Annotated in this window: 25 protein-coding genes; 24 read left to right on the plus strand and 1 reads right to left on the minus strand. The window is 28.3% G+C overall.

Translation table 11 applies throughout. The annotated features are described in order from the left end of the window. Positions 1 to 354 precede the first annotated feature (354 nt). The 5 genes from KPL38_RS05990 to KPL38_RS06010 all read left to right on the plus strand — a co-directional run bounded on the left by KPL38_RS05990 (position 355) and on the right by KPL38_RS06010 (position 2,962). Positions 355 to 603 (plus strand): hypothetical protein, encoded by a 249-nt coding sequence (locus KPL38_RS05990; RefSeq protein WP_216288174.1) that lies wholly within the window; start codon positions 355 to 357, stop codon positions 601 to 603. A gap of 78 nt (positions 604 to 681) precedes the next feature. Next, positions 682 to 1,725, plus strand: a complete 1,044-nt coding sequence (locus KPL38_RS05995; RefSeq protein WP_216288180.1) for a DnaD domain-containing protein — start codon at positions 682 to 684, stop codon at positions 1,723 to 1,725. A gap of 30 nt (positions 1,726 to 1,755) precedes the next feature. Beyond that, on the plus strand, positions 1,756 to 2,289 hold the full coding sequence (locus KPL38_RS06000; RefSeq protein ID WP_216288190.1) for a sigma-70 family RNA polymerase sigma factor: 534 nt from the start codon (positions 1,756 to 1,758) through the stop codon (positions 2,287 to 2,289). A 77-nt stretch (positions 2,290 to 2,366) separates the two neighbouring features. Continuing rightward, positions 2,367 to 2,591: a DUF1659 domain-containing protein gene (locus tag KPL38_RS06005; protein WP_216288192.1), complete on the plus strand. Its 225-nt coding sequence runs from the start codon at positions 2,367 to 2,369 to the stop codon at positions 2,589 to 2,591. Between the two features lie 134 nt (positions 2,592 to 2,725). Then, on the plus strand, positions 2,726 to 2,962 hold the full coding sequence (locus tag KPL38_RS06010) for a DUF2922 domain-containing protein (RefSeq protein WP_216288194.1): 237 nt from the start codon (positions 2,726 to 2,728) through the stop codon (positions 2,960 to 2,962). Positions 2,963 to 3,489: 527 nt separating this feature from the next. On the opposite strand, the gene KPL38_RS19970 is transcribed toward KPL38_RS06010, so the two are convergent. Next, a complete protein-coding gene (locus KPL38_RS19970; protein WP_281419327.1) occupies positions 3,490 to 3,621 on the minus strand; it encodes a hypothetical protein in 132 nt (43 codons plus the stop codon). Between the two features lie 857 nt (positions 3,622 to 4,478). Between KPL38_RS19970 and KPL38_RS06015 the strand changes: the two genes are divergently transcribed. The 19 genes from KPL38_RS06015 (at position 4,479) to KPL38_RS06105 (ending at position 25,139) form a co-directional block, all read left to right on the plus strand. Further along, on the plus strand, positions 4,479 to 4,841 hold the full coding sequence (locus KPL38_RS06015) for a hypothetical protein (RefSeq protein WP_216288196.1): 363 nt from the start codon (positions 4,479 to 4,481) through the stop codon (positions 4,839 to 4,841). 236 nt (positions 4,842 to 5,077) lie between these two features. Continuing rightward, positions 5,078 to 6,094 carry a glycosyltransferase family 2 protein gene (locus KPL38_RS06020; RefSeq protein WP_216288198.1) on the plus strand — a complete coding sequence of 339 codons (1,017 nt, stop codon included), beginning with the start codon at positions 5,078 to 5,080 and terminating at the stop codon, positions 6,092 to 6,094. A 27-nt stretch (positions 6,095 to 6,121) separates the two neighbouring features. Then, on the plus strand, positions 6,122 to 7,183 hold the full coding sequence (locus tag KPL38_RS06025) for a polysaccharide pyruvyl transferase family protein (protein ID WP_216288199.1): 1,062 nt from the start codon (positions 6,122 to 6,124) through the stop codon (positions 7,181 to 7,183). A gap of 34 nt (positions 7,184 to 7,217) precedes the next feature. Continuing rightward, on the plus strand, positions 7,218 to 8,468 hold the full coding sequence (locus tag KPL38_RS06030; RefSeq protein WP_216288201.1) for a glycosyltransferase family 2 protein: 1,251 nt from the start codon (positions 7,218 to 7,220) through the stop codon (positions 8,466 to 8,468). Beyond that, complete coding sequence (locus KPL38_RS06035) at positions 8,465 to 9,985, plus strand: lipopolysaccharide biosynthesis protein (protein WP_216288203.1); 1,521 nt, start codon at positions 8,465 to 8,467, stop codon at positions 9,983 to 9,985. The genes KPL38_RS06030 and KPL38_RS06035 overlap by 4 nt, the downstream gene beginning before the upstream one ends. A gap of 13 nt (positions 9,986 to 9,998) precedes the next feature. Continuing rightward, entirely contained in the window at positions 9,999 to 12,014 is a 2,016-nt protein-coding gene (locus tag KPL38_RS06040; RefSeq protein ID WP_216288205.1) for a DUF4962 domain-containing protein, read from the plus strand. A 309-nt stretch (positions 12,015 to 12,323) separates the two neighbouring features. Continuing rightward, entirely contained in the window at positions 12,324 to 12,992 is a 669-nt protein-coding gene (locus KPL38_RS06045) for a sugar transferase (RefSeq protein ID WP_216288207.1), read from the plus strand. Positions 12,993 to 13,045: 53 nt separating this feature from the next. Further along, the gene (locus KPL38_RS06050; protein WP_216288216.1) at positions 13,046 to 14,395 is read left to right on the plus strand and encodes a UDP-glucose dehydrogenase family protein; all 1,350 of its coding nucleotides are present in this window, start codon (positions 13,046 to 13,048) and stop codon (positions 14,393 to 14,395) included. Between the two features lie 31 nt (positions 14,396 to 14,426). After that, on the plus strand, positions 14,427 to 15,647 hold the full coding sequence (gene cps2T, locus KPL38_RS06055; protein ID WP_216288218.1) for a beta 1-4 rhamnosyltransferase Cps2T: 1,221 nt from the start codon (positions 14,427 to 14,429) through the stop codon (positions 15,645 to 15,647). A gap of 59 nt (positions 15,648 to 15,706) precedes the next feature. After that, positions 15,707 to 16,591, plus strand: a complete 885-nt coding sequence (locus KPL38_RS06060) for a glycosyltransferase (RefSeq protein ID WP_216288220.1) — start codon at positions 15,707 to 15,709, stop codon at positions 16,589 to 16,591. A 40-nt stretch (positions 16,592 to 16,631) separates the two neighbouring features. Beyond that, the gene (locus KPL38_RS06065; RefSeq protein WP_216288222.1) at positions 16,632 to 17,519 is read left to right on the plus strand and encodes a glycosyltransferase; all 888 of its coding nucleotides are present in this window, start codon (positions 16,632 to 16,634) and stop codon (positions 17,517 to 17,519) included. A gap of 51 nt (positions 17,520 to 17,570) precedes the next feature. Next, a complete protein-coding gene (locus KPL38_RS06070; protein ID WP_216288223.1) occupies positions 17,571 to 18,686 on the plus strand; it encodes a glycosyltransferase in 1,116 nt (371 codons plus the stop codon). 27 nt (positions 18,687 to 18,713) lie between these two features. Beyond that, positions 18,714 to 19,913: a glycosyltransferase family 4 protein gene (locus tag KPL38_RS06075; protein WP_216288224.1), complete on the plus strand. Its 1,200-nt coding sequence runs from the start codon at positions 18,714 to 18,716 to the stop codon at positions 19,911 to 19,913. Next, positions 19,913 to 21,286, plus strand: a complete 1,374-nt coding sequence (locus KPL38_RS06080) for an O-antigen ligase family protein (RefSeq protein ID WP_216288226.1) — start codon at positions 19,913 to 19,915, stop codon at positions 21,284 to 21,286. The genes KPL38_RS06075 and KPL38_RS06080 overlap by 1 nt, the downstream gene beginning before the upstream one ends. A gap of 31 nt (positions 21,287 to 21,317) precedes the next feature. Further along, positions 21,318 to 22,220: a glucose-1-phosphate thymidylyltransferase RfbA gene (rfbA, locus tag KPL38_RS06085; RefSeq protein ID WP_216288228.1), complete on the plus strand. Its 903-nt coding sequence runs from the start codon at positions 21,318 to 21,320 to the stop codon at positions 22,218 to 22,220. Between the two features lie 18 nt (positions 22,221 to 22,238). After that, entirely contained in the window at positions 22,239 to 22,790 is a 552-nt protein-coding gene (gene rfbC, locus KPL38_RS06090) for a dTDP-4-dehydrorhamnose 3,5-epimerase (protein WP_216288229.1), read from the plus strand. A 21-nt stretch (positions 22,791 to 22,811) separates the two neighbouring features. Further along, positions 22,812 to 23,864 carry a dTDP-glucose 4,6-dehydratase gene (rfbB, locus tag KPL38_RS06095; RefSeq protein ID WP_216288231.1) on the plus strand — a complete coding sequence of 351 codons (1,053 nt, stop codon included), beginning with the start codon at positions 22,812 to 22,814 and terminating at the stop codon, positions 23,862 to 23,864. A 154-nt stretch (positions 23,865 to 24,018) separates the two neighbouring features. Next, on the plus strand, positions 24,019 to 24,852 hold the full coding sequence (gene rfbD, locus KPL38_RS06100; RefSeq protein WP_216288232.1) for a dTDP-4-dehydrorhamnose reductase: 834 nt from the start codon (positions 24,019 to 24,021) through the stop codon (positions 24,850 to 24,852). 146 nt (positions 24,853 to 24,998) lie between these two features. Continuing rightward, the gene (locus KPL38_RS06105) at positions 24,999 to 25,139 is read left to right on the plus strand and encodes a hypothetical protein (protein WP_216288233.1); all 141 of its coding nucleotides are present in this window, start codon (positions 24,999 to 25,001) and stop codon (positions 25,137 to 25,139) included. Positions 25,140 to 25,174: the final 35 nt, after the last annotated feature.

Genomic DNA, 25,174 nt, shown 5'->3' on the forward strand with positions numbered 1-25,174 from the left:
TTTTTTTATATAAAATTGCTATACTCAGTCATTTAACAACATTTTGGAAGCTTAAAGTCTGCCATCTTCTATAAGTGGCAGTTGTCTAGCCTAGGCAAATTGCTTTGGTGGCAGTCTAAATCTGCTTCCAAAGTTTGTCAATGCATCTTCTTCGAAGCTGTTGCAGCTCCACAGGAGATGATTAATCACCTATTATAAGAAGATTACACCATTTGTATTGTTTATAGTCAATATATATAAAATATATACATAAGTACTAAAAAAAGTATTGTGCTTAATAAATAAGTATGATATATTAATTACACATAATGTAATTAAATATAAATAATGTAATAATAAAAGGGGGAAAGCAAAATGGAGTTAAATAAATCTGCATTGAAATATCTAATGGATGAACGATTTAATAAAAGTTATACAAGACTTGCAAGGGCTATTGGGGTGGATGCGGCACATGTTTATCGAGTTCTTATTAAAAATTACACTCCAGGAATTAAATTTTTTAATGGGATAATGAAATGGTGCACAGAGAACCAGCTAGATTATAGAGAATATATTTTTTTACCTAAACCATTAACTATAGTAAAAAGTAAAGCAAAAGCATAATAAATAATAATTGTTAAGAGTAGATAATTGGCTTCTCGTGTTTACAAAACTAAAATTAAAATCATTGGGGGAATAATAATGGCTAAATATAGACAGCTTTATACAGAGTTCTGGAGTGATGGTTTCATCCTTGAACTTAATTCGGAAGAAAAGTTTTTCTATTTGTACCTTTTAACAAATACAAAATCGAAACAGTGCGGTATATACGAATTGCCTAAAAAAATTATTGAGATAGAAACAGGATTAAGTAGAGAAACTGTAGATAAACTAATTAAAAAATTCTGCGAATATAAGAAGATTTTATATTGTGAGTCCACAAGGGAGATTATGATTTTGAATTGGATGAAATACAATGCTCCAAAAAAAAACAGTAATATTATAATTTGTATCCATAATGAACTTCTAAAAATTAAAAATAGAGAATTTATAGAGATTTTATATGAAAAATATAAGGCTGCTCAGTTGGATGTTGATAAGCTTTTTGGAAACCTTATTATAGATGAAGATAATGATAGTTCCTTGGTTAAAAAAAATTTAGAAAATGATGTTGAGAAAATCGAAGAAATTACAGAATCTAGTGAATTGTCAATTGATAAGCCATTAACAAGGGGTTTAGAAGACCCTTATAACCCAGTTGCAAGTAATAGAATAAGAAGTAAGAAAGAAGAATTAACAAGGAATAAAGAAAAATTAAAAAGTAAAGAAGAAGCAGTAATAGAAATATTAAACCATGATAATAATTCTACTGCTGCTAATGGGATAAGCAATATAATTAAAATATTCGAAGAAAATGTACATGCTATTACACCCTTGATTTATGATAAGATATTAGAATTCACAACGATTGTAAGCAATAATGTTATCATCATGGCTATTCAGGAGGCAGTTAATTATAATGCAAAGACCATCAAATATATTTCTAAAATCTTAAATAATTGGATTAGCAAAGGTATAAAAACCACTGAACAGGTAGTCCACTATCAAAAGCAATGGACCATTAAAACTAGTAGCAACCAAGTTGGGGACCAAGCTCGCAATATAAAAAATAGTAGTTTCTGTGACTATGATCAACGAGATTATGATTTTGATGCCCTAGAAAAGCAATTACTTGGAATAGCTTAATATAAAATAGTAAAAGGCGGTGTTTTTATTATGGAAAATTTAATTGAAAAGGCTAAAAACAAAGAAGGCGGAGCAGCGGAGATTATATTAGAAAAATTTAAATACCTAATATTCAAGGAAGCTTCAAGATACCACATCCCAGGTTATGAATTGGAGGATCTAATTCAGCATGGTTACCTATCTGTTATGAAATCTATAGCAATGTATAAACTAGGAAGCAATAGTTTTAATGGCTACTGCATAAATTCTATAAGAATGAATTTTAAAGCCCTTTTAAAGGGAGAAATAAAACATTTTAGAGAAGTTCCAAACAATGATATGTTAGATTTTGATAATGTTGAGCATTATGAGTTCACTTTAGAAGACGAAGTAATAGCTTATGATGAGGTTGAAAAATTATATGTTGCTCTTGATAAGCTGAATAATATTGAACGCTCAATACTTGAAAGGTATTATATCAAGGGACATTCCATGGGAGAAATAGCATGTGATAGTGATAAAAGCTACCATCAATTTGCAAGAATAAAGAGAAAAGCACTACAAAAACTCAGAGCTATTATGTAAATATTTAAAATACACCGCACAAACTATAGCATCGTCATATATATTAAGTGAAAACAAAATATAAAGGAGTGATTGACATGGCAGTTATATCAACAAAGGTATCAAGTGCATTAAAACTTACGATGAAGGTAGGAGTAGACATCAATGGCAAAGACAAATTTGCAACAAAAATATTAGGTAACCTAAAAGTTGCTGCATTGGATGCAGACATATTTGCAATAGGACAAGCTATCTCTAACATGAAAACTTACCCATTATTCGGTCTAGACAGACAAGATCAATTTAGCTTAGTAACTGAATAGTTCATCAGTTTAGTAACTGAATAGTTCATCAGTTTAGTAACTGAATAGTTCATCAGTTTAGTTACACAATAGGTTAAGCAGATTCAATATATCATTTTAAAATCAAAAATTATAATTTAAGGAGGACAATTAATATGCATAATTTAGTTATGAGATTTTTAACAAATACAGAGGGTAAGTATTTCACTTTAACAGTAGATGACATTAAATCTGATGAAAATGGAGATGCTATTGTAACAGAAGTAGAGGTTATTGCTCTTATGGATTTAGTTATAGCAAAAAACATTTTCATATCTACGAGTGGTGCCTTAATTGGCAAGAAAGATGCCAAAGTAGTTACTACAGATACTAGTATAGTTGAAGTAGCTTAGTGAGATAGGGCCAGTGGATAAATATTATCTGCTGGTCCTTTTTGCCTACAAGTTCAAATCAAAAATATTATTGTAAAAAAGTTGTAAAATCGCTTTTCATATGGTGGAAAAGGGTCGCAACCGCAAACTAGTTTATGGTAATACACGGAGCTAGGCGAAAATGGGACAGCTGATGCGGATTAAAGGTAAAGAAGTTGGGATGAAAAGTGGAAAAATTTTAAAAAAATAGAGATAAAAAAACTTGACGATATTCGTTGGAGAGAACTACTGAAATTTATAGAAATATAATTTTGGTAGTTTTTTCGTCGATTTATTTGATTTTGTGTGGATTAGGGGAAATGACTGTTCATAATCAAGTATCTGGTTCATTTAGTTACTATGCAAATGAATGTTAATTGTTGGTTCGCAATTATTAAAGTTGTAGCGATCATTTCAATAATCTTTTCGGCATATTTATTGCATAATTCGGAATAGAAAATCATGGAGTAGCGAGTGGAATATATCTATATATATAAATTTAAAATCTATTAAACGGCTTTATCTTCATAAGAGCTAATATTTGGCATTGTAGGAATAGACTTGCCAGCTACTTTTATTAAGCTAACTAATAAAATATACGTACTAATTAATACAATTGCAATAATCATAAATCCTATCATAACGATTACATCCTCTCATGATTAATAGATTTTTTTCTTATAAGCTTATATATATAGTATATGTCTTAATCTAAAAAAACACAATGGATGAAAAAATATTTTGATGATTATGAAGTCCTTTTTAAACTCTGTAGGGGGGCAGGATGTGAAAATTACTTCTTAAACATATTTAGTGATTTTTTTGTCATTTTAAAAGGAAATATAGGGTACGATTTTTAGAGGAGTCTTTTGTTTATTATCGAATTACATAATTAAGTAGGAAAAAATTATGAATTGCAAATTGAGGTTAAAATATCAGGGATTTATGAAGAAACAAAATATAAAAAAATTAATTATGATATAAAGTACAGTACATAAATAATAAAACATTAAGGGGTGTAATCATGAAAGACTATTTTATATTTTTTCCAATATTGATAATAGTTTGGTTGTGTTATGGGGCAAAATATATCTATGAAACTGTTGTAGAATAAAAGAAATCCCAATTGGTGAAAAGTGATATGTTCTCTTTCTAGTAACAGATTATATAATGAATATCTGCTAATAGAAAGGGGGCATTTCTATGTCTAGAAGAACTAAATATATACCAGAAGAAAAATATATTTTGAAAGATTTAGTGATATTATGAAATATTTCAGAATATTAGATATACATTATTTGAATAATATTATATAATAAAAAATGTATAATTAGCTAAATCATTATATACAAATTATTGTTACTAAAAATAAAAAATTGGAACATACATATAGATATGGTTATACTTATGTTGCTAAAAAGGATACAAGTTAGACAGCGGGTTTAGCAAAGTGGGTAGCTGAGTAAATTGGGCCTATAAATCGAAGGGAGTAGTGGTAATGCTTGCAAGTGAAAATGAAAATATAACGAGAGTTTATGACTCGTCACCGGTAATAAGTGAAGACGAAAATCCAGAAATGAGTTATGAAGTAAGACAAGTAAAAATTCGAAAACAGTTGAAAATGATGAAAGCTGCACAAAAAAGAGGTAAAATAGAAGGTGAAGTGGAAGCTGCAAGAAATTTATTAGAATTGGGAGCCGATATAGAATTAATAATTAAAGCTATAGGTTTTCAAGAGAAGGAAATTATAGGGATAAAAAAAGAATATAGAATTATATTAATAAGTGATTTTTTGGTAAAAATAAGACGCTTGTTGGGAAACTGTTTGAGTAAAGATTGGGTTGAAAAGTTGAAAAGTTGATGGTTGGAAAAGATTAGAGGCAAAAAACTTAATGATAAAGATAGGATGGAACTACTAAAACATATTTTGGTAGTTTTTTTCATGTACTAACTGAATGCAAAAACTATTGAGTAACCAAACTCTTAAATCGAAAATTTGCCATAAAATTGTTGATACTATATAATAAAGTTAAGCAGATTTGTAGAAATTAGAGAAGTTGCATATTAAAAATTCAAGCATATTGATAGGGGAAGTTTATGTATAAGATTAGTATTATTATACCGATATATAACACAGAAAAGTATTTGAATAGGTGTTTGGATAGCGTGATAAATCAAACTTTAAAAGATATTGAAATTATTCTAATTGATGATGGATCTACAGATAATAGTTTGAAAATATGTAAGGAGTATAACTCAAATGATAAAAGAATTAAGCTAATACATAAAAAAAACGAAGGGGTTTCAAAAGCTAGAAATATAGGGCTATCATATGCAACAGGAGAATATATATCTTTTATAGATGCAGATGATTGGGTAGAACCTAATATGCTCGAGGAACTCTATAACTTAATAATACCAAATAATACAGAATTTTGCATGTGTAATTATATTAAAGAAAATAATGGTGGAAGTATATACATGAATTCTAACATTAGTAAAAAGGTTTTAAATGGAAATAATATAAAAAACTTTTTGTTGATTCCATTAATTGAAAGAGAAGATAATGAAAAGGAGCACACTTTGGCGGGGTTTAGAGGGCCTTGTGGCAAACTTTTCAAAAGAGAGGTAATAGAAAAGCACAATATAAAATTCGAAAATGAATTAATTATAGGAGAAGATTTTTTATTTAATTTAGAATTTCTAATTCATGTAAATAAAGCTATTGTAAACGAAAAATTTTATTATCATTATTTCACTAACAGTAATTCTTTATGTACAAAATATAAAAAGGACTGTTGGAACTCATTTTATAGAAATATAATTTTATATATAAAAAGATTTTTAATAGAGAACAATATATATTCACAAACTAAGGATAGAGTGGATAAATTGATCATAAAGTATTTTTTTATGTCAATAATAAATGAGAAAAGAAAAGATAATCCTAAAAAAACAGTGGAAAAGATAAATGCAATTAAACAAATTTGTGAAGACAAAATTATTATCGATTGTCTTAATGATTTTAATTTGAATTTATATAAAAGAAGAAATAAGCTTATTTTGATTCTAGCAAAATATGGACTTTACCACTTGATTTTTATAGTTATATAATACATACACAGAAAGGAACGAGGACAAATGAAAAAGATTCTGGTTATTGCATTCTTTGCAAAAAATTTTGGAGATGATCTTTTTTTAAAAACATTATTTGAAAGATATAATAACATTGAGTGGACCATGGATGTATATGATGAAAGTTATAATGATGTTTTTGCTAAATACAAAAATGTAAAAATAATAAGTACATTTTGTCATAAGGTATTTAGAAAACTTAAATTAGAAAAGTTAACATATAAAAAGTATGATGCAGTTGTTTTTATTGGTGGCTCAATATTTATGGAAATAGAAAATTGGAGGAGTACATATACATATAGGCAAAAAATATTCCGATTTTTTGATGAAAAAGCTATCTTTTTTATAGGGTGTAATTTTGGCCCATATAAATCTAAAGAATTTATAGAAAAATATAAAAATTTATTTGGTAAATGTAAAGATATTTGTTTTAGAGATAATTATTCATATGACTTATTTAAACATTTAGATAATACTAGAGTTGCCCCTGATGTAGTTTTTCAGTTAAAAACTAAAAAAATAGAAAAAACAAAAAAAACTCTAGGCATATCTGTAATAGATTTAAGCGAAAGAAAAGATTTGGTGGAATATCAGGAAAAATATATTAATAAAGTAATTGATATAATAAAAGAAGCGATAAATAGACAAATTAAAGTTACCTTATTTTCCTTTTGCGAAAGAGAAGGAGATATGAAAATCATAGAAAAAATAACTAGTAATTTAGAAAAAAAATACATAGATTATGTAAATATGGAAAATTATGATGGTAGGATAGAAAGATTTTTAGAAAAATTTAAGTCTATGGAGAATATAATTGGAACAAGATTTCATGCTTGCATACTATCACAAGTTTTTGATCAAGGAATATATCCATTAATATATAGTAACAAAACTTATAATGCACTTAAAGAGATAGATTTAGTAAATGAATATACAAATATAAAAGATATTGATAAATTAGATGAAAAACATATATTAAATACAATTTCTGAAAATAAGACCAAAAGTAATGATGTCTTTTCTAAGGCAGAAGAGCAATTTGCAGTATTAGATGAGTATATTAGATAAATTAGAATATTAATATGATTAGGAGATAAAGAAGATGAGCAATAAAACAAATACAAAACTTGATGAATTATATTACAGTTTAAATATTGATAACTGTAGCATAAAAGAAACAGCTAAAGAAATTGTTGATTTAATTTCATCACAATTTAATGATATTCAAACTAACAGTTTAAATGATATTATAAGTAGATATTTTAAAAGTGGATTATCAAAAGATGGACTTGATTTCTATATTGAAAATGGGTTAATTATAGATGAGAAAGCAAAATCATTTCTAAATGAATTTTTTAATAGAAAAAGAATTATCGCTTTAAGAAATAAATATGACACAATAGTTTTAAAAGATAGTAATAAACTTATATCTGTAATAATTGCTACTTATAATAGAAAAGAAATGTTAGTGCAAGCTGTGGAAAGTGTTTTTAGTCAGAGCTACAAGAACATTGAAATTATAATTGTAGATGATTGTTCAACTGATGGGACAGAACAAATGGTTAAGGATAAATATGAAAACTGTTCATCTGTGGTATATAGCAAAAATGATGTGAATAAAGGACCAGGGCTTACTAGACTTAGAGCATATAAAGAGTTTTGCAATGGCAATTATGTTGTTTTTATGGACGATGATGACTATTTTATAGACAAAGACTATTTTTTAAAAGCAGTGAATTTACATGAAAAAGAAGAAAATTTATCATTTGTTGCTCCCAGTCATTTTATATACAATTATCAGAATAATAAAATTAAATGCATTGATTTAAAATGCCCAAAGAGGATAAATAATAAAGAATATTTTCTTAACTTTAATCAAAAGTATATAAAACCAATTGCTTCAGCAACTATGTTTAATAGAAAATCTTTAGATAATGTTAAACTGGAGGAAATGGTTATTCTTAATGATACTACGCTGTTTTTAAGAGCATTACTTGATGGTGATGCTGGATTTGTTGATACCATTGGTTTAGTTTATAGACTTCATGGGAATAATATAACTTATAATTTGACCTGCGATTTTATAATTGAAAATTTACTTGAGAAAATAAGAGTAAAGGAACTAGGTGTAAAAGAATTTAAATTTAAAGCTGATGAAATGAATGAATGGCTAACTAAACAATTAAACGTCACTATTTCATATTATTTGAAAAATTCAAAGGTTAAATTATCAGATTATGTTAAATTATTATCTTTTTTAAAGACTAATTTTAAAACCTCTTATAATCATTTCAAAATTATATTTATAAAAAGTGTCATTCGCAAGTTACTTAAAAAGTGGAAGAAACTATGAAGGGAAGACGAAGTTTTTATAATATAATTTTTGGTATTGGAGGTCAAATACTTACTATAGCTTTAGGAATAGTAATTCCTCGACTTTTTATTAGTACTTTAGGTTCGGAAGTAAATGGATTAATGTCATCAATTACACAAATAGTTGTTTATTTAGGATTATTAGAAGCTGGAGTTGGAGGAGCATCAATTCAAGCACTCTATTCTCCAATATCAAAAGGTGATAAAGATGGAGTAAATGGAATACTTGCGGCCACTTCGCAATATTATAGGAAGACTGGCATATGGTATTGCGTGGCTGTCGTGTTATGCGCAATCATTTATCCTTTATTTATTACATCAAATATAAGTAGAATATCCATTTTTGCTGTTATTTTTTTAACTGGCATGAGCGGAGCTATAAATTTCTTTTTTCAAGGGAAATTTAAATTACTTTTAACTGCAGAGGGTAAATCGTACGTTGTAACTATTGTAGCTACAATTATTAATTTATTAACCAGTGCAGCAAAAATTGCTTTGTTGTTGCTTGGTTATAATATTGTTTTAATTCAACTTTCATATTTTATAATAAGTATTCTTCAGATGATTATTATGTGGTTTTATATTAAGAGAAATTATAAGTGGATCAATTTAAGCGTTAAGGCAAACTATGATGCAATATCTCAGAAAAATTCTGTTTTGGTTCATCAAGTATCAGGTTTGATTTTTAATAATACGGATGTACTTGTGCTTACAGTATTTTGTGGCTTAAAAGTAGTTAGTGTTTATGTGATTTATAATATGCTGTTTGAGATTGTAAATACCGCGATTAGCAACATAAACAGTGGTATTGTATTCGTTCTTGGACAAAGTTATTATGAAGATAAAAATAAATATATGAAATTATATGATTCCTATGAATTATATTATATGGCGATGGTATTTGCACTATATGCTATTTCGTATGTTCTCATTTTGCCATTTATGAAACTATATACTGCAGGAATAACGGATATAAATTATATTAAATTTTGGTTACCAGTTCTTTTTGTAATATTAAAATTATTACTTTGTGCAAGAACGCCGAGTATGAATGCAATAAATGTTTCAGGACGATTTAGAGAAACTCAATACAGATCAGTATTTGAATCAACAATTAATATTGTTGCATCGTTAATATTTGTTAAATACTATGGGATATATGGAGTACTAATGGGCACAATTGTGGCATTATTGTACCGAACAAACGATATTATTCTTTATAGCAATAAACATATTCTTAAAAGAAGTCCATGGATTACATATAAACGTTGGTTAATTAACGTAACAGTGTTTTTAGCAATTATTTATATAACCACTAATCTACACATATTTCCTACAACCTATATAAATATAGTAGGTATAGCTATTGTATTAGCAATAACAATAATTCCTATATTTTTTATAATAGGGTCTATATTCGAAATGAGGGTTTGTAAATACACCTTAAGTTATGTTACAAAATATATTGGAAAGGGTGTTAACAATAAGAAAAGGTAGGAAAAAATAAAACATGAAAAACAAAATATTGAAAATACTCTTTTTATTACTAATAATATGTGGCGTTGTAACTATTACCTTCATATTAATTAAAAACCAGGAAAAACCAAACGTCACTTACGATGTTAAAAGTACTAAGCCTGTTGTATCAGATAGTGGCATTAAAATAATTAAGCCAATTGCATCAGATATTATTCAACTTTTAGAGATAAAAAACAAAAGTAAACAACACCCAAGAATATTAGCTTCTAGTGATGATTTTAATTCTATTAAGATACAAATAGCTAATAACAAAAAGGTTAAAGCTAGATTTAAAAGCTTGAGGAAAAAAGCAGATAATATGTTAAAACAGCCACCAGTAAGATATGAAATTCCAGATGGGGTCAGGCTTCTAGAAACAAGTAGAAAAGTGTTAGATAGAGTTCAGACTCTATCTTTTATGTACAAAATAACAGGTGAGCGCAAATATGCAGAGCGCGCGTGGATTGAGCTTGAAACTGTTTCAGGTAAAAATCCTAATCAAGAAAAATATGTTTTTAAAGATTGGCACTCAGCACATTTTTTAGATACAGCAGAAATGACGAATGCAGCAGCTATAGGTTATGATTGGTTATATGATTATTTATCTGAAAAGCAAAAAGAAGTTATTCGCAGTGCAATAGTCAACAGAGGACTTAAACCAGCGCTTGATTCATATAGAAAAAAAACATCATGGGTTGTAACGGATAATAATTGGAATGCTGTTTGTAATGGTGGCATAGGTATGGGCGCACTTGCAATAGCTGATGAGGGACCAGAATATGAAAAACTTTCAGGAGAAATATTAGAAGCAGGAATTAAGTCATTACCTATTATGCTCAAAGATTATTCCCCCGATGGAGGATGGTATGAAGGACCAGCTTATTGGAATTACGCAACTACTTATACAGCATATTTCATAGCGTCATTGGATTCAGCTTTAGGCAGTGATTTTGGTTTGTCAAAAAATTTGGGATTATCTTCTGCTGGAAATTTTCCACTTTATCTTGAAGGTGTAAAGGGCCAATTCAATTATGCAGATGCTTCGTTGTTTAGAAACGGGTCACCAGTACTACTTTGGCTTGCAAATAAATATGAAAAGAGCGAATATGCTTGGTGTTTTAATAAGATAACCGCGCTTTCGGATGATAGTGTTATGGGATTTATTTGGGGTGCAAATACTACAAAAAGTAAAGCACCTAAAATACAAGACAAGTATTTTAAAAATATTGAAGTAGTGGGTATGCATACTGATTTATTAAGCCCAAATGACAACTTTATAGGGTTTAAGGCAGGAAAAAATGGACAAAGTCATGGTGATTTAGATATCGGATCTTTTGTGTATGATTCACTAGGTGTAAGGTGGATATATGATTTAGGAACTGAAAATTATAATCTTCCAGAATATTTTGATATGAGTTATAACAGTAAAAGATGGTTGTATTACAGGAAAAGGGCAGAGGGTCATAACACCTTAGTGCTTAATCCCAATAATAAGCCTGATCAAGATGTAAAGGCAGACACAAAAATAATTTCATTTAAGGCTGAGAAGGGAAAAACTTTTGCAATTGCAGATTTAACGGATGCTTATAAGGAAAATGCAATCTCAGTTAAAAGAGGTATAAAAATGTATAAGGAAAATGGAAAAATACTTGTACAAGATGAAATTAATACAAAAAAGCTTACAGATATATGGTGGTTTGTAAATACAAAGGCGTATATAAAAGTTAGTAGTGATAAAAAATCTGCAATATTATATAAGAATGGAGAAAGATTATGGATTGGCATATTATCTCCATTAAAAGGTGAATTTCAAATTATGAAGGCAGAGCCTCTTTCTTCATCACCTAATCCTAAGGATCAAACAGTAAATAAAGAATATAAATTAGCTATACATTTAGACTCGACAAATAAAACTACTATAAGTGTAATGATGTGTCCATTAACAAAAAACAAAAATAAACCTAAAAGTTTATTGAAGGTTACAGCATTAGATGAGTGGCACAAATAATGAATATATTGTTACAATTAATAATAAGATTGACTTAAGTATTTAGGTAATTAGTGCAAAATATAAGAAAGGAGGATATAATGAGGGGGATATATGATAAAAAAGAAAACATTTTGTTAATATTATGATATACTAAATTATGATTTAAAATAAATTAATGTGACTAAAAATGTAATAAATTGTATTGGCTTGTATATTAAATGATTTATTAAATGACATAAAAGAAATCAGATAAAAACTTTTTATTATTATACATTTGTGGGGAAAATAGCTAATAAAACTTTGTACAGTACTAGGAGGGGAATAGTAATGCAACAATTAGAGAGAGATTTAATAGTTACACAGGTGGAAACAACCCGTGAATATGAAAAAAATCTTGGATATTTTATAATTAAAAGAATAATAGATGTTATAGGTGCCTTATGTGGGATTTTATTACTAAGTCCAGTGATGATGATTTTTGCCATTTGGATTAAGTTAGATTCAAAGGGACCTGTTTTTTTTGCTCAGAATAGAGTAGGACAAGATGGTAAATTATTTAAAATGTATAAGTTTAGATCTATGTGTTTAGATGCGGAAGCGCTTATTGAAAAGCTTAAAGAGAAAAATGAAATGTCAGGACCTATGTTTAAAATTAAAGAAGATCCGAGAATAACTAAAGTAGGTAAGTTTATACGAAATACAAGTATAGATGAACTCCCTCAACTTTTTAATATATTAAATGGAGAAATGTCCATAGTAGGCCCAAGGCCGAGTTTACCTAAAGAAGTAGCACAGTTTACATCTTTTCAAAAACAAAGGTTAATTGCAAAACCGGGGTTAACTTGTTATTGGCAGGTTAGAGGTAGAAATGACATTAGTTTTGATGAGTGGATGGAAATGGATGTTGAGTATTTGACGAATAGAAACACATTAGTTGACATAGGACTGATATTAAAAACAGTAAGAGTATTATTTGGTGATAAGGGCGCAAGATAGAGAGTGTAAATACATACATAAAAGCAAATGAAAAAAATGGAGGATTTATATTTATGAAGATAGTTGTAGCAGGAACTGGTTATGTGGGATTGGTTACAGGAGCATGTTTATCAGAAGTTGGTCATAATGTTACTTGTGTAGATATAGACGAACATAAAGTTGCGATAATGAAACAAGGTATTTCACCTATATACGAGCCAGGTCTCGATGAACTTCTAAAAAACAATTATGATGCAAAGAGATTGGAATTTACTACGAATTATAAAAATGCATATAAAGATGCAGATGTTATTTTTATTGGCGTAGGAACACCTGAAAGGGAAGATGGTTCAGCTAATTTAAATTATGTATATAAAGTTGCAGAGCAGATAGCTCAAAATGTAGAAAAAGATTGTTTAGTTGTTGTGAAATCTACAGTTCCAATAGGGACTAATGATAAGATAGAAGAGTTTTTAAAAGAGCATTTAGTTAATGATGTTCATATAGAGGCTGCTTCAAACCCAGAGTTCTTAGCACAAGGTACGGCCGTTAGAGATACACTCCACGCGAACAGAATAGTAATCGGTGTGGAATCAGATAAGGCAAGAGATACACTTAAAGGAATATATGAAAAGTTTAATACAACAATTGTTGTAGCTAATAGAAGAAGTGCAGAAATGGTAAAGTATGCATCAAATGATTTTTTAGCTTTAAAAATATCTTTTATAAATGAAATTGCAAATGTTTGTGAAATAGTAGGAGCAAATATAGAAGATGTAACAAAAGGAATGAGTTATGACCCTAGAATAGGAGATAAATTTTTAAAGGCTGGACTTGGATATGGTGGATCATGTTTTCCAAAAGATACAAAGGCACTTCATTGGCTAGCAAATGATAATGGATATGAATTAAAAACAATAAAGGCAACTATAGAAGTTAACGAAAATCAGAAATATAAGCTTTTTAGAAAAGCAAAACAAAGACTTGGAAGTTTAAAAGGATTAAAAGTAGCAGTTTTAGGATTAACATTTAAACCTGGAACAGATGATCTTCGTGAAGCTCCATCTATAAGAAATGTAAGAAGACTTTTAGAAGAAGGAGCAAAAATAGTTGCTTATGATCCAGTTGGAATAGATAACTTTAAAAAGCTATTTCCTACTGAAATAGAATATGTAACTACTCCAGAAGAAACTTTAAAAAATGCAGACTTAGCATTCATATTTACAGAGTGGAATGAAATAAAGGCATTGAAACTAGGAGTGTATGAGAAATTTATGAAAACTCCTATTATATTTGATGGTAGAAATTGCTATAAAATATCGGATGTAGAAAAAAGACAAATTGAGTATCATTCAATAGGAAGAAAAGAAGTTTTAAATATATTAAACAGAGGAAAACAGGAAGCAGCTATTACTAGAATGTAACTGCTAATTTTGAGATATGAGGGATGAAACTTTGAAAAATATTTTTATTATTGGATCAAAAGGAATACCTGCAAAGTATGGTGGGTTTGAGACGTTTGTAGATCAACTCACTAAAAATAAAAAAAACAAGGATATAAGGTATCATGTAGCTTGTTTATCAAATACAAACAGTGAATTTGAGTATAATGATGCAAGATGTTTTAATGTAAAGGTACCGAATATTGGAAGTGCAAAGGCAGTTGTATATGATGTTTTAGCACTAAGACAATGCATTAGCTATATCAAAGAAAACAATGTAACTGATGCAATTGTATATATTCTTGCATGTAGAGTAGGTCCGTTTATTGGATACTATAAGCGCAAACTTATGAAAATGGGAGTTAAACTTTTTGTTAACCCAGATGGACATGAGTGGAAGAGACAAAAATGGAATAAAATTATAAGACGATATTGGAAAATATCCGAAAAATATATGGTTAAGCACGCAGACTTATTAATATGTGATTCAAAAAATATTGAAAAATATATCAAAGAAGATTATAAACAATATAATCCTAAAACAACATTTATAGCTTATGGAGCTGATACTAAAAAATCAAAATTGACAGATGATGATTCTAATTTACTTACATGGTATAAGAATAAAAATACTAAGAAAAAAGATTATTATTTAGTGGTTGGAAGATTTGTCCCAGAGAATAATTATGAAACTATGATAACTGAGTTTATGAAATCAAAAACTAAAAAAGATTTTATATTAATTACGAATTTTAAAAATAATAAATTCTATGATATATTAAAGGAAAAAACAAACTTTGATAAGGACTCTAGAATAAAATTTGTTGGAACAGTTTATAATCAGGAATTATTAAAAAAGATTAGAGAAAATGCATATGGGTATTTTCATGGTCATGAAGTTGGAGGAACAAATCCATCTCTACTAGAAGCATTAGCAACAACTGACTTAAATATTTTACTGGATGTTGGGTTTAATAAAGAAGTTGGAATGGAAGGGGCTATATATTTTAATAAATCAAATAGAAATTTAGCTGATATTATAGACAAACTAGATAATATTGATGAAAGATATATAAAAAGGTTAGGAGTTAAAGCCAAGAAAAGAATAAAGAATGAATATACATGGGGATATATTATAAACAAATATGAAGAGTTATTGGTTAATAAAACATCTACAAAAGATATCCCACCATACAGTACTGTTATCGATGAAGATTATAAAATGGCAGAATAGGGTGGTAAAATTGTCCACTAGTAAAAAAGTTAATATGGGGTTAAGGGGATTGAGATTATATGGATAATAAAGTTTGTGTAGCTATAATTACATATAATATAGATGGAAAAATAATTGAAGTAGTCAATTCAATTATTGAACAAGTAGACACTGTCGTGATAATAGATAATGCTTCTAAAATGGGAACTGTAAATTTATTGATTGCGCTAAGTGAAAATAAAAAGGTGAATGTAATTTTTAATAAAGAAAATTTTGGAATAGCAAGGGCACTAAATCAAGGAGTAGAATTTGCAAAACAGAATAGGTGCAATTGGATTCTAACATTAGACCATGATAGTGTATCCCAAAAGAATATGGTAAAAAACATGTTTCAATGTATAAATGGGTATAAAAATGAAGAGAAAATAGGAATTTTAACTCCTAGAATATATGAAGTTAATAAACATGATTTTATATCTAAAAAGGGATATGAAAAAGATAAATATATCAAAGTTAAGGATTGCATTCAATCAGGATCACTTATCAGATTAAGTATCTTTGATAAAATAGGATATTTAAATGAAGATCTGTTTGTATATTATGTGGATTATGATTTTTGTCGACGTTTAGTAAAAGCTAAATATGACATAGTTCAATGTAATAATGTAACATTATTACATGAGGAAGGGTATAAAGTTCCTAAGAGAATCTTTGGAATAAAAGTATTCTATAACAATTATAGTTCCCAAGTACTTTATTATATAGCTAGAAATACAATATATATGTGTAAGACATATAGCATAATGTACATAAAAAGAGCGATTAAAGACTTTGTTTTTATATTACTATTTGATGACAAACGAAAAGAAAGACTTTCATATTTTTTTAAAGGAATTCATGATGGACTTTTAAATAGATATGGAAGACTTGAGATAACTTTAAAGACTTTAGAGACTTTAGAGTGATATTTAGTATGTTGAATTTTTATAGCTAAGGAGACAATAGATGAAAAACAATGTTTGTGGTGTGATTGTCACTTATAATATTGGATTAAAATTTTATGAGTGTTTTAATGCAGTAATCAATCAAGTTGAAAAAATTGTTATAGTTGATAACGGTTCTAATGAGGAAACATTAAATGTACTTAAAGATATAAAACGAAAATATAATGTTGTTATAATATACAACGATATAAATATGGGAATAGCAAATGCTTTAAATTTAGGAGTTAAATATGCATTAGACAATAAGTATGAATGGCTTTTAACAATGGATAATGATAGTAAGGCCACAGAAAACATGGTACAAGTAATGCTTGATTGTTATGAAACTTGTTTTAAATCTGATAAAAATATTGTAGGGATGTTTCCTGAATATATTGAAAAAAGTACCGTGCAAGATAAAGAATTGTGTATTTCTACATTAGGAAACTATAGTTATAATGAAACTTTCTTTGATAACGCATCTGGAAATTTAGTTAAATTAGATATTTTCAAAAATATAGGTTATTTTAAAGAAGAGTTATTTATAGATAGCGTTGATCATGATTTTTGCATGAGGGTTAAAGAAGCTGGAGGAAAAATGATAAAAGTTAAAAATGCTAAACTTTTACATAACCTTGGTAATATGAAAGTTTATAATATATTTGGAATTAAAATAAATTGCTCCAACCATTCCGCATTAAGAAGGTACTATGTAACGCGAAATAGATGTTATATGAGAAGAAAATATAAGAATGATAAAGAATATATGAAATATGATAGAAAGACATTTATTAATGAAAATCTTAAAATCATATTATTTGAGAAAGATAAAATTAATAAAATTAGAATGAGCATAAAAGGGTATAAAGATTTTAAAAAAAATAAGTTTGGAGAGTTCAATTTAGGTTGAACTCTATTTATAGATAGCAACTTTATTGTAGGCAGCAAAGGAGGTTTTTTTATGAAAGGATTATATATTAGTTTATCGGATATGAATAGTGATATTAGTAAAGGTGCAAAACGAAAAATAAAAGGACAAATTAAATCATTAAAGAAGTTCAGCGATGAAGTTGATTGGATCTATAACGAAGGAATTAGTACTACATATTGTAATGGGAAAAAGATATTTGAAACAGAGACAGGAAATTCTCAGACAGTAAAAAGTAACATAGATTTTAAAAAGTTAGATAAATATATAGATTTAGGTAAATACGATTATATATACATAAGATATATTATTGCTAATTTAGGTATGTTATCTTTCTTAAAGAAAGCAAAAAGTAAAGGAATAAAGGTAATTATAGAGATACCAACGTATCCTTATTTAGAGGAATTGGATAACAGTCTCAAAATGAGAATATATAAGCTTATTGATAATCATGTTACAAAAAGACTTCATAAATGGGTGTATAGAATAGCATGCACAAATAAAGATGATAAAATTTTTAACATAGATACAATTAAAATTGATAATGGAGTAGATTTAGATAATGTTTCTGTTGTAAACAGAAAGAATAGGAAAGAAGATAACTATGTAAACTTTATAGGTGTTGCAAGTATTGATAGATGGCATGGTTATGATAGGTTTATTGAGGCAATAAATGTGTATAACCATAACAACAAAGCAAACATCAAATTTTATATAGTGGGTGGAGGAAATCCTAAAGTTATCGAAAGTCTAAAATTATTGGTTGAAAAAAATAAGCTTGAGAAAAATGTTATTTTCACGGGAGCAAAAGATGGTGAAGAGTTAGAAAATTTATATGATAACATGGATGTAGGAGTATCATCATTAGCGTTATTTAGAGCTGGAAGTGGACATAATCCTATCAAAACTAAAGAATATATAGCTAAAGGACTTCCAGTTGTAACAGGTTATGAAGATAGCTTAGTTCCATCGAATTTAGAGTTTATATGTAAAGTAGAAGATGATGAAAGTATATTTAATTTAAAAGGGATACTAAAATGGTATAATGACAAAGAGTTTAATGAACAGTCAATAAGAAAATATGCTATGGAAAATGTTTCTTGGGACGTTCAGATGAAAAAGGTAATTAAGGAAATAGAAAAAGTATAATTTAGATAAAACTTCGGAGGAATAATCATGAAAATCTGTTTTATAACCAGTAGTATATTTAATCATGGAGGAATACAGAGGGTTTTGTCTATACTAGCTAATAGGCTAAGTCTAAACTATCAAGTAGATATATTATGTACAGATGATAGGCTCGCTGAAAACAGGGAGATATATAATCTTAGTCCTGAGATTAATGTTGAATTAAATAGTGACTTGATGTCTAATAATATTATCCATCGAATTATTTCAAAAGCAGGAAGAGTAATAAACAATAAAACGGGTTTATTAAATAATAAACATTTAATAACAATTTTACGAAAAAGTTATTGTAGTGATAAAATACAACATAAATTTATAAAATATTTAAATGATAAAGAGTATGATCTTGTTATTGGAGTAGAGGGTGATTATAGTTTACTAGTTGGAATCATCGCAGAAAGACTTCGAGCAAAAACTATTGGGTGGCAACATAATTCATATGATGCATATTTTAAAACTCAAAATAGGTATTATTGGAATCAAGATGAACTATATAAAAATTATATTAAAAAATTAGATCAATACATAGTATTAACCGATTATGATAAAGAAATGTTTAAAAAGAACATGCAATTAGATGTTACAAGAATATATAATCCCTTAAGTTTTGTATCTAAAAACAAATCAAAATGTTCTTCTAAAAATATATTATTTGTAGGCAGATTGGTAGAAAAACAAAAGGGGTTAGATTTTCTTATAGAGTCTTTTAAAAAAGTGGTTTCTAAAAAAACAGATTGGAAATTAATTATTGTAGGAGATGGACCAGATAAACAAAAACTAATGGATCTTATAATAGAGTCAAAATTAGAAGAAAATGTTGAAATTGTTCCATTTACTAGTGAGGTAGAACAATATTATTTAAATTCTTCAATTCTTATTTCAACATCAAGATGGGAAGGTTTTGGGCTAGTGATAACAGAAGCGATGGAATGTGGATTACCAGTTATAGCATTTTCTAATTCGGGTCCTAAGGAAATAATAAATAAACCAAATGAAAACGGAATTTTAGTTCCATGTGGGGATTGTGATGAGTTAGCAAAGAAAATGGTAGATTTAATTGAAGATGAAGAAAAAAGAAACAGAATAGCTAGCCAAGCTATAGTTAGAGCTAAAGATTTTTCTATAATTAAAATATATGGAGAATGGGATAAAATGTTACACAATATGATAAGAAGCGAGGAAACATAATGAATCTGAAAGTAGAAATTTTATTAGTATTAGTATTTTTTAGTGTGATTGTTTTAAATAAATTACTTTGGAAAAAAGAACGTAATTACAATAATATACTAATAATAGTGATGTGTATTTGTACAGCAATCAATGTTAAAATTGGTAGCGCCCAACCATATTTTGATGAATCAAGGAGTCTATATATTCCACTAGCAGTTTTTGTAATAGCAATAGTAGCGATTACTACTATAAAATATAATTCAATAAAAGTTACATTTGATCAAATTATATTGTTGATAATTTTACTAAGTATTTTATTATCATATAATAATGGACAGATAAAAGACATGTCTAAATTTTGTTCTATAGTTGCCTTATACTTGTCTATTTTCTTTATTGGACTTATATATAAAAACTTACGGGAGTATAATCTTAAACGTGTGTTAGATGTATTTAGTTATATGGCAATTTTTAATGGGTGTTTGAGCATTGTGCAGTATATAACAAACAAAAAATTGTTAATTGGAGTTTTTAATGATACCCTTAACTATGGTACAGGTGTAAATATAGTAAAAAGGGTAGTAGGAATAGCTGGTTCCAGCAATGCAGCGGGAAATTTAGGAGCTTTATTATTTAGTATCACATTGTTTAATTATTTAAGGACAAAAAAGAAAATACATTTATTTGCATTTATTGTAAATGGAATATTTCTAGGATTGACCTTAACAAGAATTGGCTATTTAGCTGCGTTTGTAGAAGTAGTAATATTTTTATTATTTTCAGGATGGCACATTAGTAAAACAGTAAAAAAACGAAGTGTAGTATCTTGGTCAATTTTTACTGTGTTAATTTTAGGATTAACATGTGGTAAAAAGATATATAGTGTTTTATTTTCTCAACGTGGAAATACAACAACGTCAAGATATAATCAATATTATAATGTTTTTAAAAGAATAATGCCTAATAATACTTTCTGGAATGGTATAGGAGTTGGTCAGTATAGATATTATTCATTTCAATACCAAAAGCGTTTAGTTATAGACATACATTCACAATATCTTAATGTTTTAGCAGAACAAGGCATGTTTATATTCATATTATTTATAATACTAAATGTATATATATTTATAAAAGCATTATATAATACTGAAAATAGGTTAGAAAAAGCTTTTGTTATAAGTTTATTTATAGGAAATCTTATCTGTTGTAATTTTAATCCTAACCAGTACTATACGATAAACAATTTATTATATTATTTGTTAATGTATTGTTATGTTTATAAAAGCAGCAAAAATATTGGGGCTACAAGTGGTATGATTAAAATCAAATTACTAAATATAATTGATTATCTAAAGAAAAAAGTTAGAATGCATATAACAAGAAAAGCTTAAAGTTTAAGAAAAATTTTCAAGGGGGCAAAACATGAAAGGTATTATTTTAGCGGGGGGTTCCGGAACAAGACTATATCCAGTAACCAAGGCAGTATCAAAACAAATACTTCCAATATATGACAAACCGATGATATATTATCCATTATCAGTTTTAATGCTTGCAGGTATAAAAGATATATTAATTATCTCAACACCTAGAGACATAAGTACTTTTAAAGAATTACTAGGTGATGGAAGTGACATAGGACTTAGATTTCAGTATGCTGTTCAAGAAGAACCAAGAGGACTTGCAGATGCGTTTATAATTGGGGAAGAGTTCATAGGTAGTGATAAGGTAGCATTAGTTCTTGGAGACAACATTTTCCATGGCTATGGTTTTAGTGAAAGATTAATGAGAGCGTCAGCAAGAGAAGGGGCTACTATTTTTGGATATCATGTAAGTAAGCCAAATGATTTTGGTGTTGTTGAATTTGATGAAAATAATAATGTTGTATCTATAGAAGAAAAACCAGAAAATCCTAAATCAAATTATGCAGTTCCAGGTTTATATTTCTATGATAACAATGTAATTGATATCGCTAAAAATGTTAAACCTTCAGCTAGAGGAGAAATAGAAATAACAGCGGTAAATAATGAATATTTAAGGCAAGGTAAGTTGAAAGTCGAGCTATTTGGTAGAGGAATGGCATGGCTTGATACAGGAACACATAGAGGACTACTAGATGCGGCTAACTTTGTAGAAGCTATACAAACTAGACAAGGATTATATGTAGCGTGCATAGAGGAAATAGCTTATAGAAATGGATTTATAGATAGAACGCAACTTATAAAATTAGCACAACCTTTAATGAAAACAGAATATGGTAAATATTTAATGCAAATTGCTGATGATTATAATAAGGCTAATTTAGACGCAGCTGCAACAATTGAGTAAACAAAGGAGGAATTATGAATGTTTAATTTTACAAAAACTAAAATAGAAGGTGTATACATAATTGAACCTAAGGTCTTCGGTGACAATAGGGGATACTTTATGGAGACTTACAATAAAAAAGATTTTTTTGAAGCTGGTCTTACAATGGAGTTTGTTCAAGATAACGAATCAAAATCCAAAAAAGGAGTTCTTAGAGGACTTCATTTTCAAACTAAACATACTCAAGGTAAACTAGTTCGTGTGACTGAGGGTAAAGTTTTTGATGTTGCTGTAGATTTAAGGAAAGATTCATCTACATTTGGTAAATGGGAAGGAGTAATCCTAACTGACGAAAACAAGAAGCAATTTTATATCCCAGAAGGATTTGCTCATGGATTTTTAGTTATGTCAGATGTAGCTGTGTTTAATTATAAGTGTACAGATTATTATGCACCACAGTACGATAGTGGATTACTATGGAATGATAAAGATATTGCTGTAGCTTGGCCACTAGACGGTATAGAAGAAATTCTATTATCAGAAAAGGACAAAGTGCAAAAGGGATTCAAAGATTTAAAAACAACATTTTAATATAAAGGGGCGTAATAAATTATGAAAACTTATTTAGTAACTGGTGGAGCCGGATTTATAGGTGCAAATTTCGTTCATTTTATGTTAAATAAATATTCAGATATAAATATTATAAATTTAGATAAATTAACTTATGCAGGAAATTTAGAGAATTTAAAAGATATAGAAGCTAACAAAAACTATTCTTTTGTGCAAGGAGACATATGTGATAAAAAACTTGTAGAAAAATTATTCGCAGAAAATGAAATTGATTATGTTGTAAATTTCGCTGCAGAATCACATGTGGATAGAAGCATAAAAGAACCTGAAATATTTGTTAAAACAAATGTGTTAGGTACAGTAAATCTTTTAAATATAGCTAAAAATGCATGGCAAGTTGAAGGTGGATTTAAGCAAGGTAAAAAATTTATGCAAGTATCTACAGATGAAGTATACGGATCACTTGGCAAAACAGGATATTTCCTTGAAACTACACCACTAGACCCACATAGCCCATATTCTGCAAGCAAAACAGGCTCAGATTTAATGGTTAAAGCTTATTTTGATACTTATAAAATGCCTGTAAATACAACTAGATGTTCAAATAACTATGGACCATATCAATTCCCAGAAAAATTGATACCATTATTAATAAACAACTGTTTAAATCATAAAAATCTACCAGTATACGGTGATGGAATGAACATAAGAGATTGGCTTTATGTTGAAGACCATTGTAAGGCTATAGATATGGTTATAAATGGTGGCAGAATTGGACAAGTTTATAATATAGGTGGACATAACGAAAGAACTAACATGCAAATAGTTAAAACAATTATTAATTATCTAAATGAAAATGTAGATAAAGAAGTTACAGAAAAACTAATAACTTATGTTGAAGATAGATTAGGACATGATAAGAGATACGGAATAGATCCAACTAAGATAAAAGATGAATTAGGTTGGTATCCTGAAACAACATTTGAAGTTGGAATAAAAAAGACAATAAAATGGAATTTAGATAATAAACAGTGGATGGATAATATAACCACTGGTGATTACCAAAACTACTACAAGAATATGTATAAAAAATAATTCACAAAATGAAGCTCTTAGGGATTTAACTCTGAGAGTTTTGTTTTGATATATAGTACAAGAAGCTATGAGGTTACTTGGACTTTTTTAAAATTTTTAATAAAATCAATACGTGTAGCGTGTGCTACACAAGATATAGTAAGGAGAATAAATTATGAAGGTATTAATTACAGGAGCTAATGGTCAACTTGGTAGAGAGATTGCTAAGCAATACAAAGAGATAAAAGAAATTGATTTAATACTTGCAGGTAGGTCAGATTTAGATATAACAAAGGTAAATGAAGTATATAGTTTTGTAAATAAAAATAAACCAGATGTAATTATCAATTGCGCCGCTTTTACAGCTGTTGACAAGTGTGAAACAGAAATAGATATGGCATATAAGATAAATACAATAGGACCTAAAAACTTAGCGATAGCTGCAAATGAAATAGGAGCAGAAATCGTTCAAGTATCAACAGACTATGTTTTTGATGGCAATATGCATCAATCGTTAACAGAATTTGATGAAGTAAATCCTCAAACTGTTTATGGGAAAACAAAACTTGAGGGAGAAAAATTAGTTAGAAGCTTTAATCCTAAACATTACATAGTTAGAACTGCATGGCTTTATGGAGATGGAAACAACTTTGTAAAAACTATGCTGAACTTAAGTGAAACCCATAAGACACTAAAAGTAGTTAATGATCAAACAGGAACACCTACAAGTACAGTAGATTTAGCTAGAGTTATAATAAAGCTTGTTGAAGATAAGAATTATGGACTTTTCCATTGCACATGTAAAGGCCAATGTACTTGGTATGAATTCACTAAAGAAATATTTAGAATTAAAGGTATCGATACAGAGGTGTTACCTTGCACAACCGATCAATTTCCAAGACCTGCAAAAAGACCTGAATATTCAGTTCTTAGAAATTATATGCTAGAGTTAACTACTGGTGATATAACTAGAACTTGGCAGGAAGCAATTAGTGAGTATTTGAAATAGTATATTGAGAGAGAATGATGCTCGGGATTATTTTGGTACAGGAACTAGTTAAATATATAGAGGTTCTATATATTTTACTGGCTTTTTTAACATTAATGAAATTTTAAATTGTGAAAAGGGTGTCTTAATGGGAGATCACTGAAAAAGTGAATTTTAATAATAAAATAACATCTGAAATGGATTTTTCATTTCAGATGTTATTTTTTATATGTTTTTTATTATATAGGAAACAGCTTGCGGAAACCGCTGTGGATAACATTTTAGATAACATTTTAGATGAAAATTAGGTGGAAAATTCAAGAGAAATATGAGATGATTAAAT

The sequence above is a fragment of the Clostridium psychrophilum genome, assembly GCF_018861705.1.
Classification (GTDB): domain Bacteria; phylum Bacillota; class Clostridia; order Clostridiales; family Clostridiaceae; genus Clostridium_AD; species Clostridium_AD psychrophilum.

What these genes read in the sequence shown, in the direction of transcription:
- KPL38_RS06000 (WP_216288190.1), top strand. Translation starts at nt 1,756, where the DNA reads ATGGAAAATTTAATTGAAAAGGCTAAAAACAAAGAAGGCGGAGCAGCG.
- KPL38_RS05995 (WP_216288180.1), top strand. Translation starts at nt 682, where the DNA reads ATGGCTAAATATAGACAGCTTTATACAGAGTTCTGGAGTGATGGTTTC.
- KPL38_RS06010 (WP_216288194.1), top strand. Translation starts at nt 2,726, where the DNA reads ATGCATAATTTAGTTATGAGATTTTTAACAAATACAGAGGGTAAGTAT.
- KPL38_RS06050 (WP_216288216.1), top strand. Translation starts at nt 13,046, where the DNA reads ATGAAGATAGTTGTAGCAGGAACTGGTTATGTGGGATTGGTTACAGGA.
- KPL38_RS06075 (WP_216288224.1), top strand. Translation starts at nt 18,714, where the DNA reads ATGAAAATCTGTTTTATAACCAGTAGTATATTTAATCATGGAGGAATA.
- KPL38_RS06065 (WP_216288222.1), top strand. Translation starts at nt 16,632, where the DNA reads ATGAAAAACAATGTTTGTGGTGTGATTGTCACTTATAATATTGGATTA.
- KPL38_RS06060 (WP_216288220.1), top strand. Translation starts at nt 15,707, where the DNA reads ATGGATAATAAAGTTTGTGTAGCTATAATTACATATAATATAGATGGA.
- KPL38_RS06015 (WP_216288196.1), top strand. Translation starts at nt 4,479, where the DNA reads ATGCTTGCAAGTGAAAATGAAAATATAACGAGAGTTTATGACTCGTCA.
- KPL38_RS06020 (WP_216288198.1), top strand. Translation starts at nt 5,078, where the DNA reads ATGTATAAGATTAGTATTATTATACCGATATATAACACAGAAAAGTAT.
- KPL38_RS05990 (WP_216288174.1), top strand. Translation starts at nt 355, where the DNA reads ATGGAGTTAAATAAATCTGCATTGAAATATCTAATGGATGAACGATTT.
- KPL38_RS06030 (WP_216288201.1), top strand. Translation starts at nt 7,218, where the DNA reads ATGAGCAATAAAACAAATACAAAACTTGATGAATTATATTACAGTTTA.
- KPL38_RS06005 (WP_216288192.1), top strand. Translation starts at nt 2,367, where the DNA reads ATGGCAGTTATATCAACAAAGGTATCAAGTGCATTAAAACTTACGATG.
- rfbA (WP_216288228.1), top strand. Translation starts at nt 21,318, where the DNA reads ATGAAAGGTATTATTTTAGCGGGGGGTTCCGGAACAAGACTATATCCA.
- KPL38_RS06070 (WP_216288223.1), top strand. Translation starts at nt 17,571, where the DNA reads ATGAAAGGATTATATATTAGTTTATCGGATATGAATAGTGATATTAGT.
- KPL38_RS06040 (WP_216288205.1), top strand. Translation starts at nt 9,999, where the DNA reads ATGAAAAACAAAATATTGAAAATACTCTTTTTATTACTAATAATATGT.
- rfbB (WP_216288231.1), top strand. Translation starts at nt 22,812, where the DNA reads ATGAAAACTTATTTAGTAACTGGTGGAGCCGGATTTATAGGTGCAAAT.
- rfbC (WP_216288229.1), top strand. Translation starts at nt 22,239, where the DNA reads ATGTTTAATTTTACAAAAACTAAAATAGAAGGTGTATACATAATTGAA.
- KPL38_RS06045 (WP_216288207.1), top strand. Translation starts at nt 12,324, where the DNA reads ATGCAACAATTAGAGAGAGATTTAATAGTTACACAGGTGGAAACAACC.
- KPL38_RS06025 (WP_216288199.1), top strand. Translation starts at nt 6,122, where the DNA reads ATGAAAAAGATTCTGGTTATTGCATTCTTTGCAAAAAATTTTGGAGAT.
- KPL38_RS06035 (WP_216288203.1), top strand. Translation starts at nt 8,465, where the DNA reads ATGAAGGGAAGACGAAGTTTTTATAATATAATTTTTGGTATTGGAGGT.
- KPL38_RS19970 (WP_281419327.1), bottom strand. Translation starts at nt 3,621, where the DNA reads ATGATAGGATTTATGATTATTGCAATTGTATTAATTAGTACGTATATT.
- rfbD (WP_216288232.1), top strand. Translation starts at nt 24,019, where the DNA reads ATGAAGGTATTAATTACAGGAGCTAATGGTCAACTTGGTAGAGAGATT.
- KPL38_RS06080 (WP_216288226.1), top strand. Translation starts at nt 19,913, where the DNA reads ATGAATCTGAAAGTAGAAATTTTATTAGTATTAGTATTTTTTAGTGTG.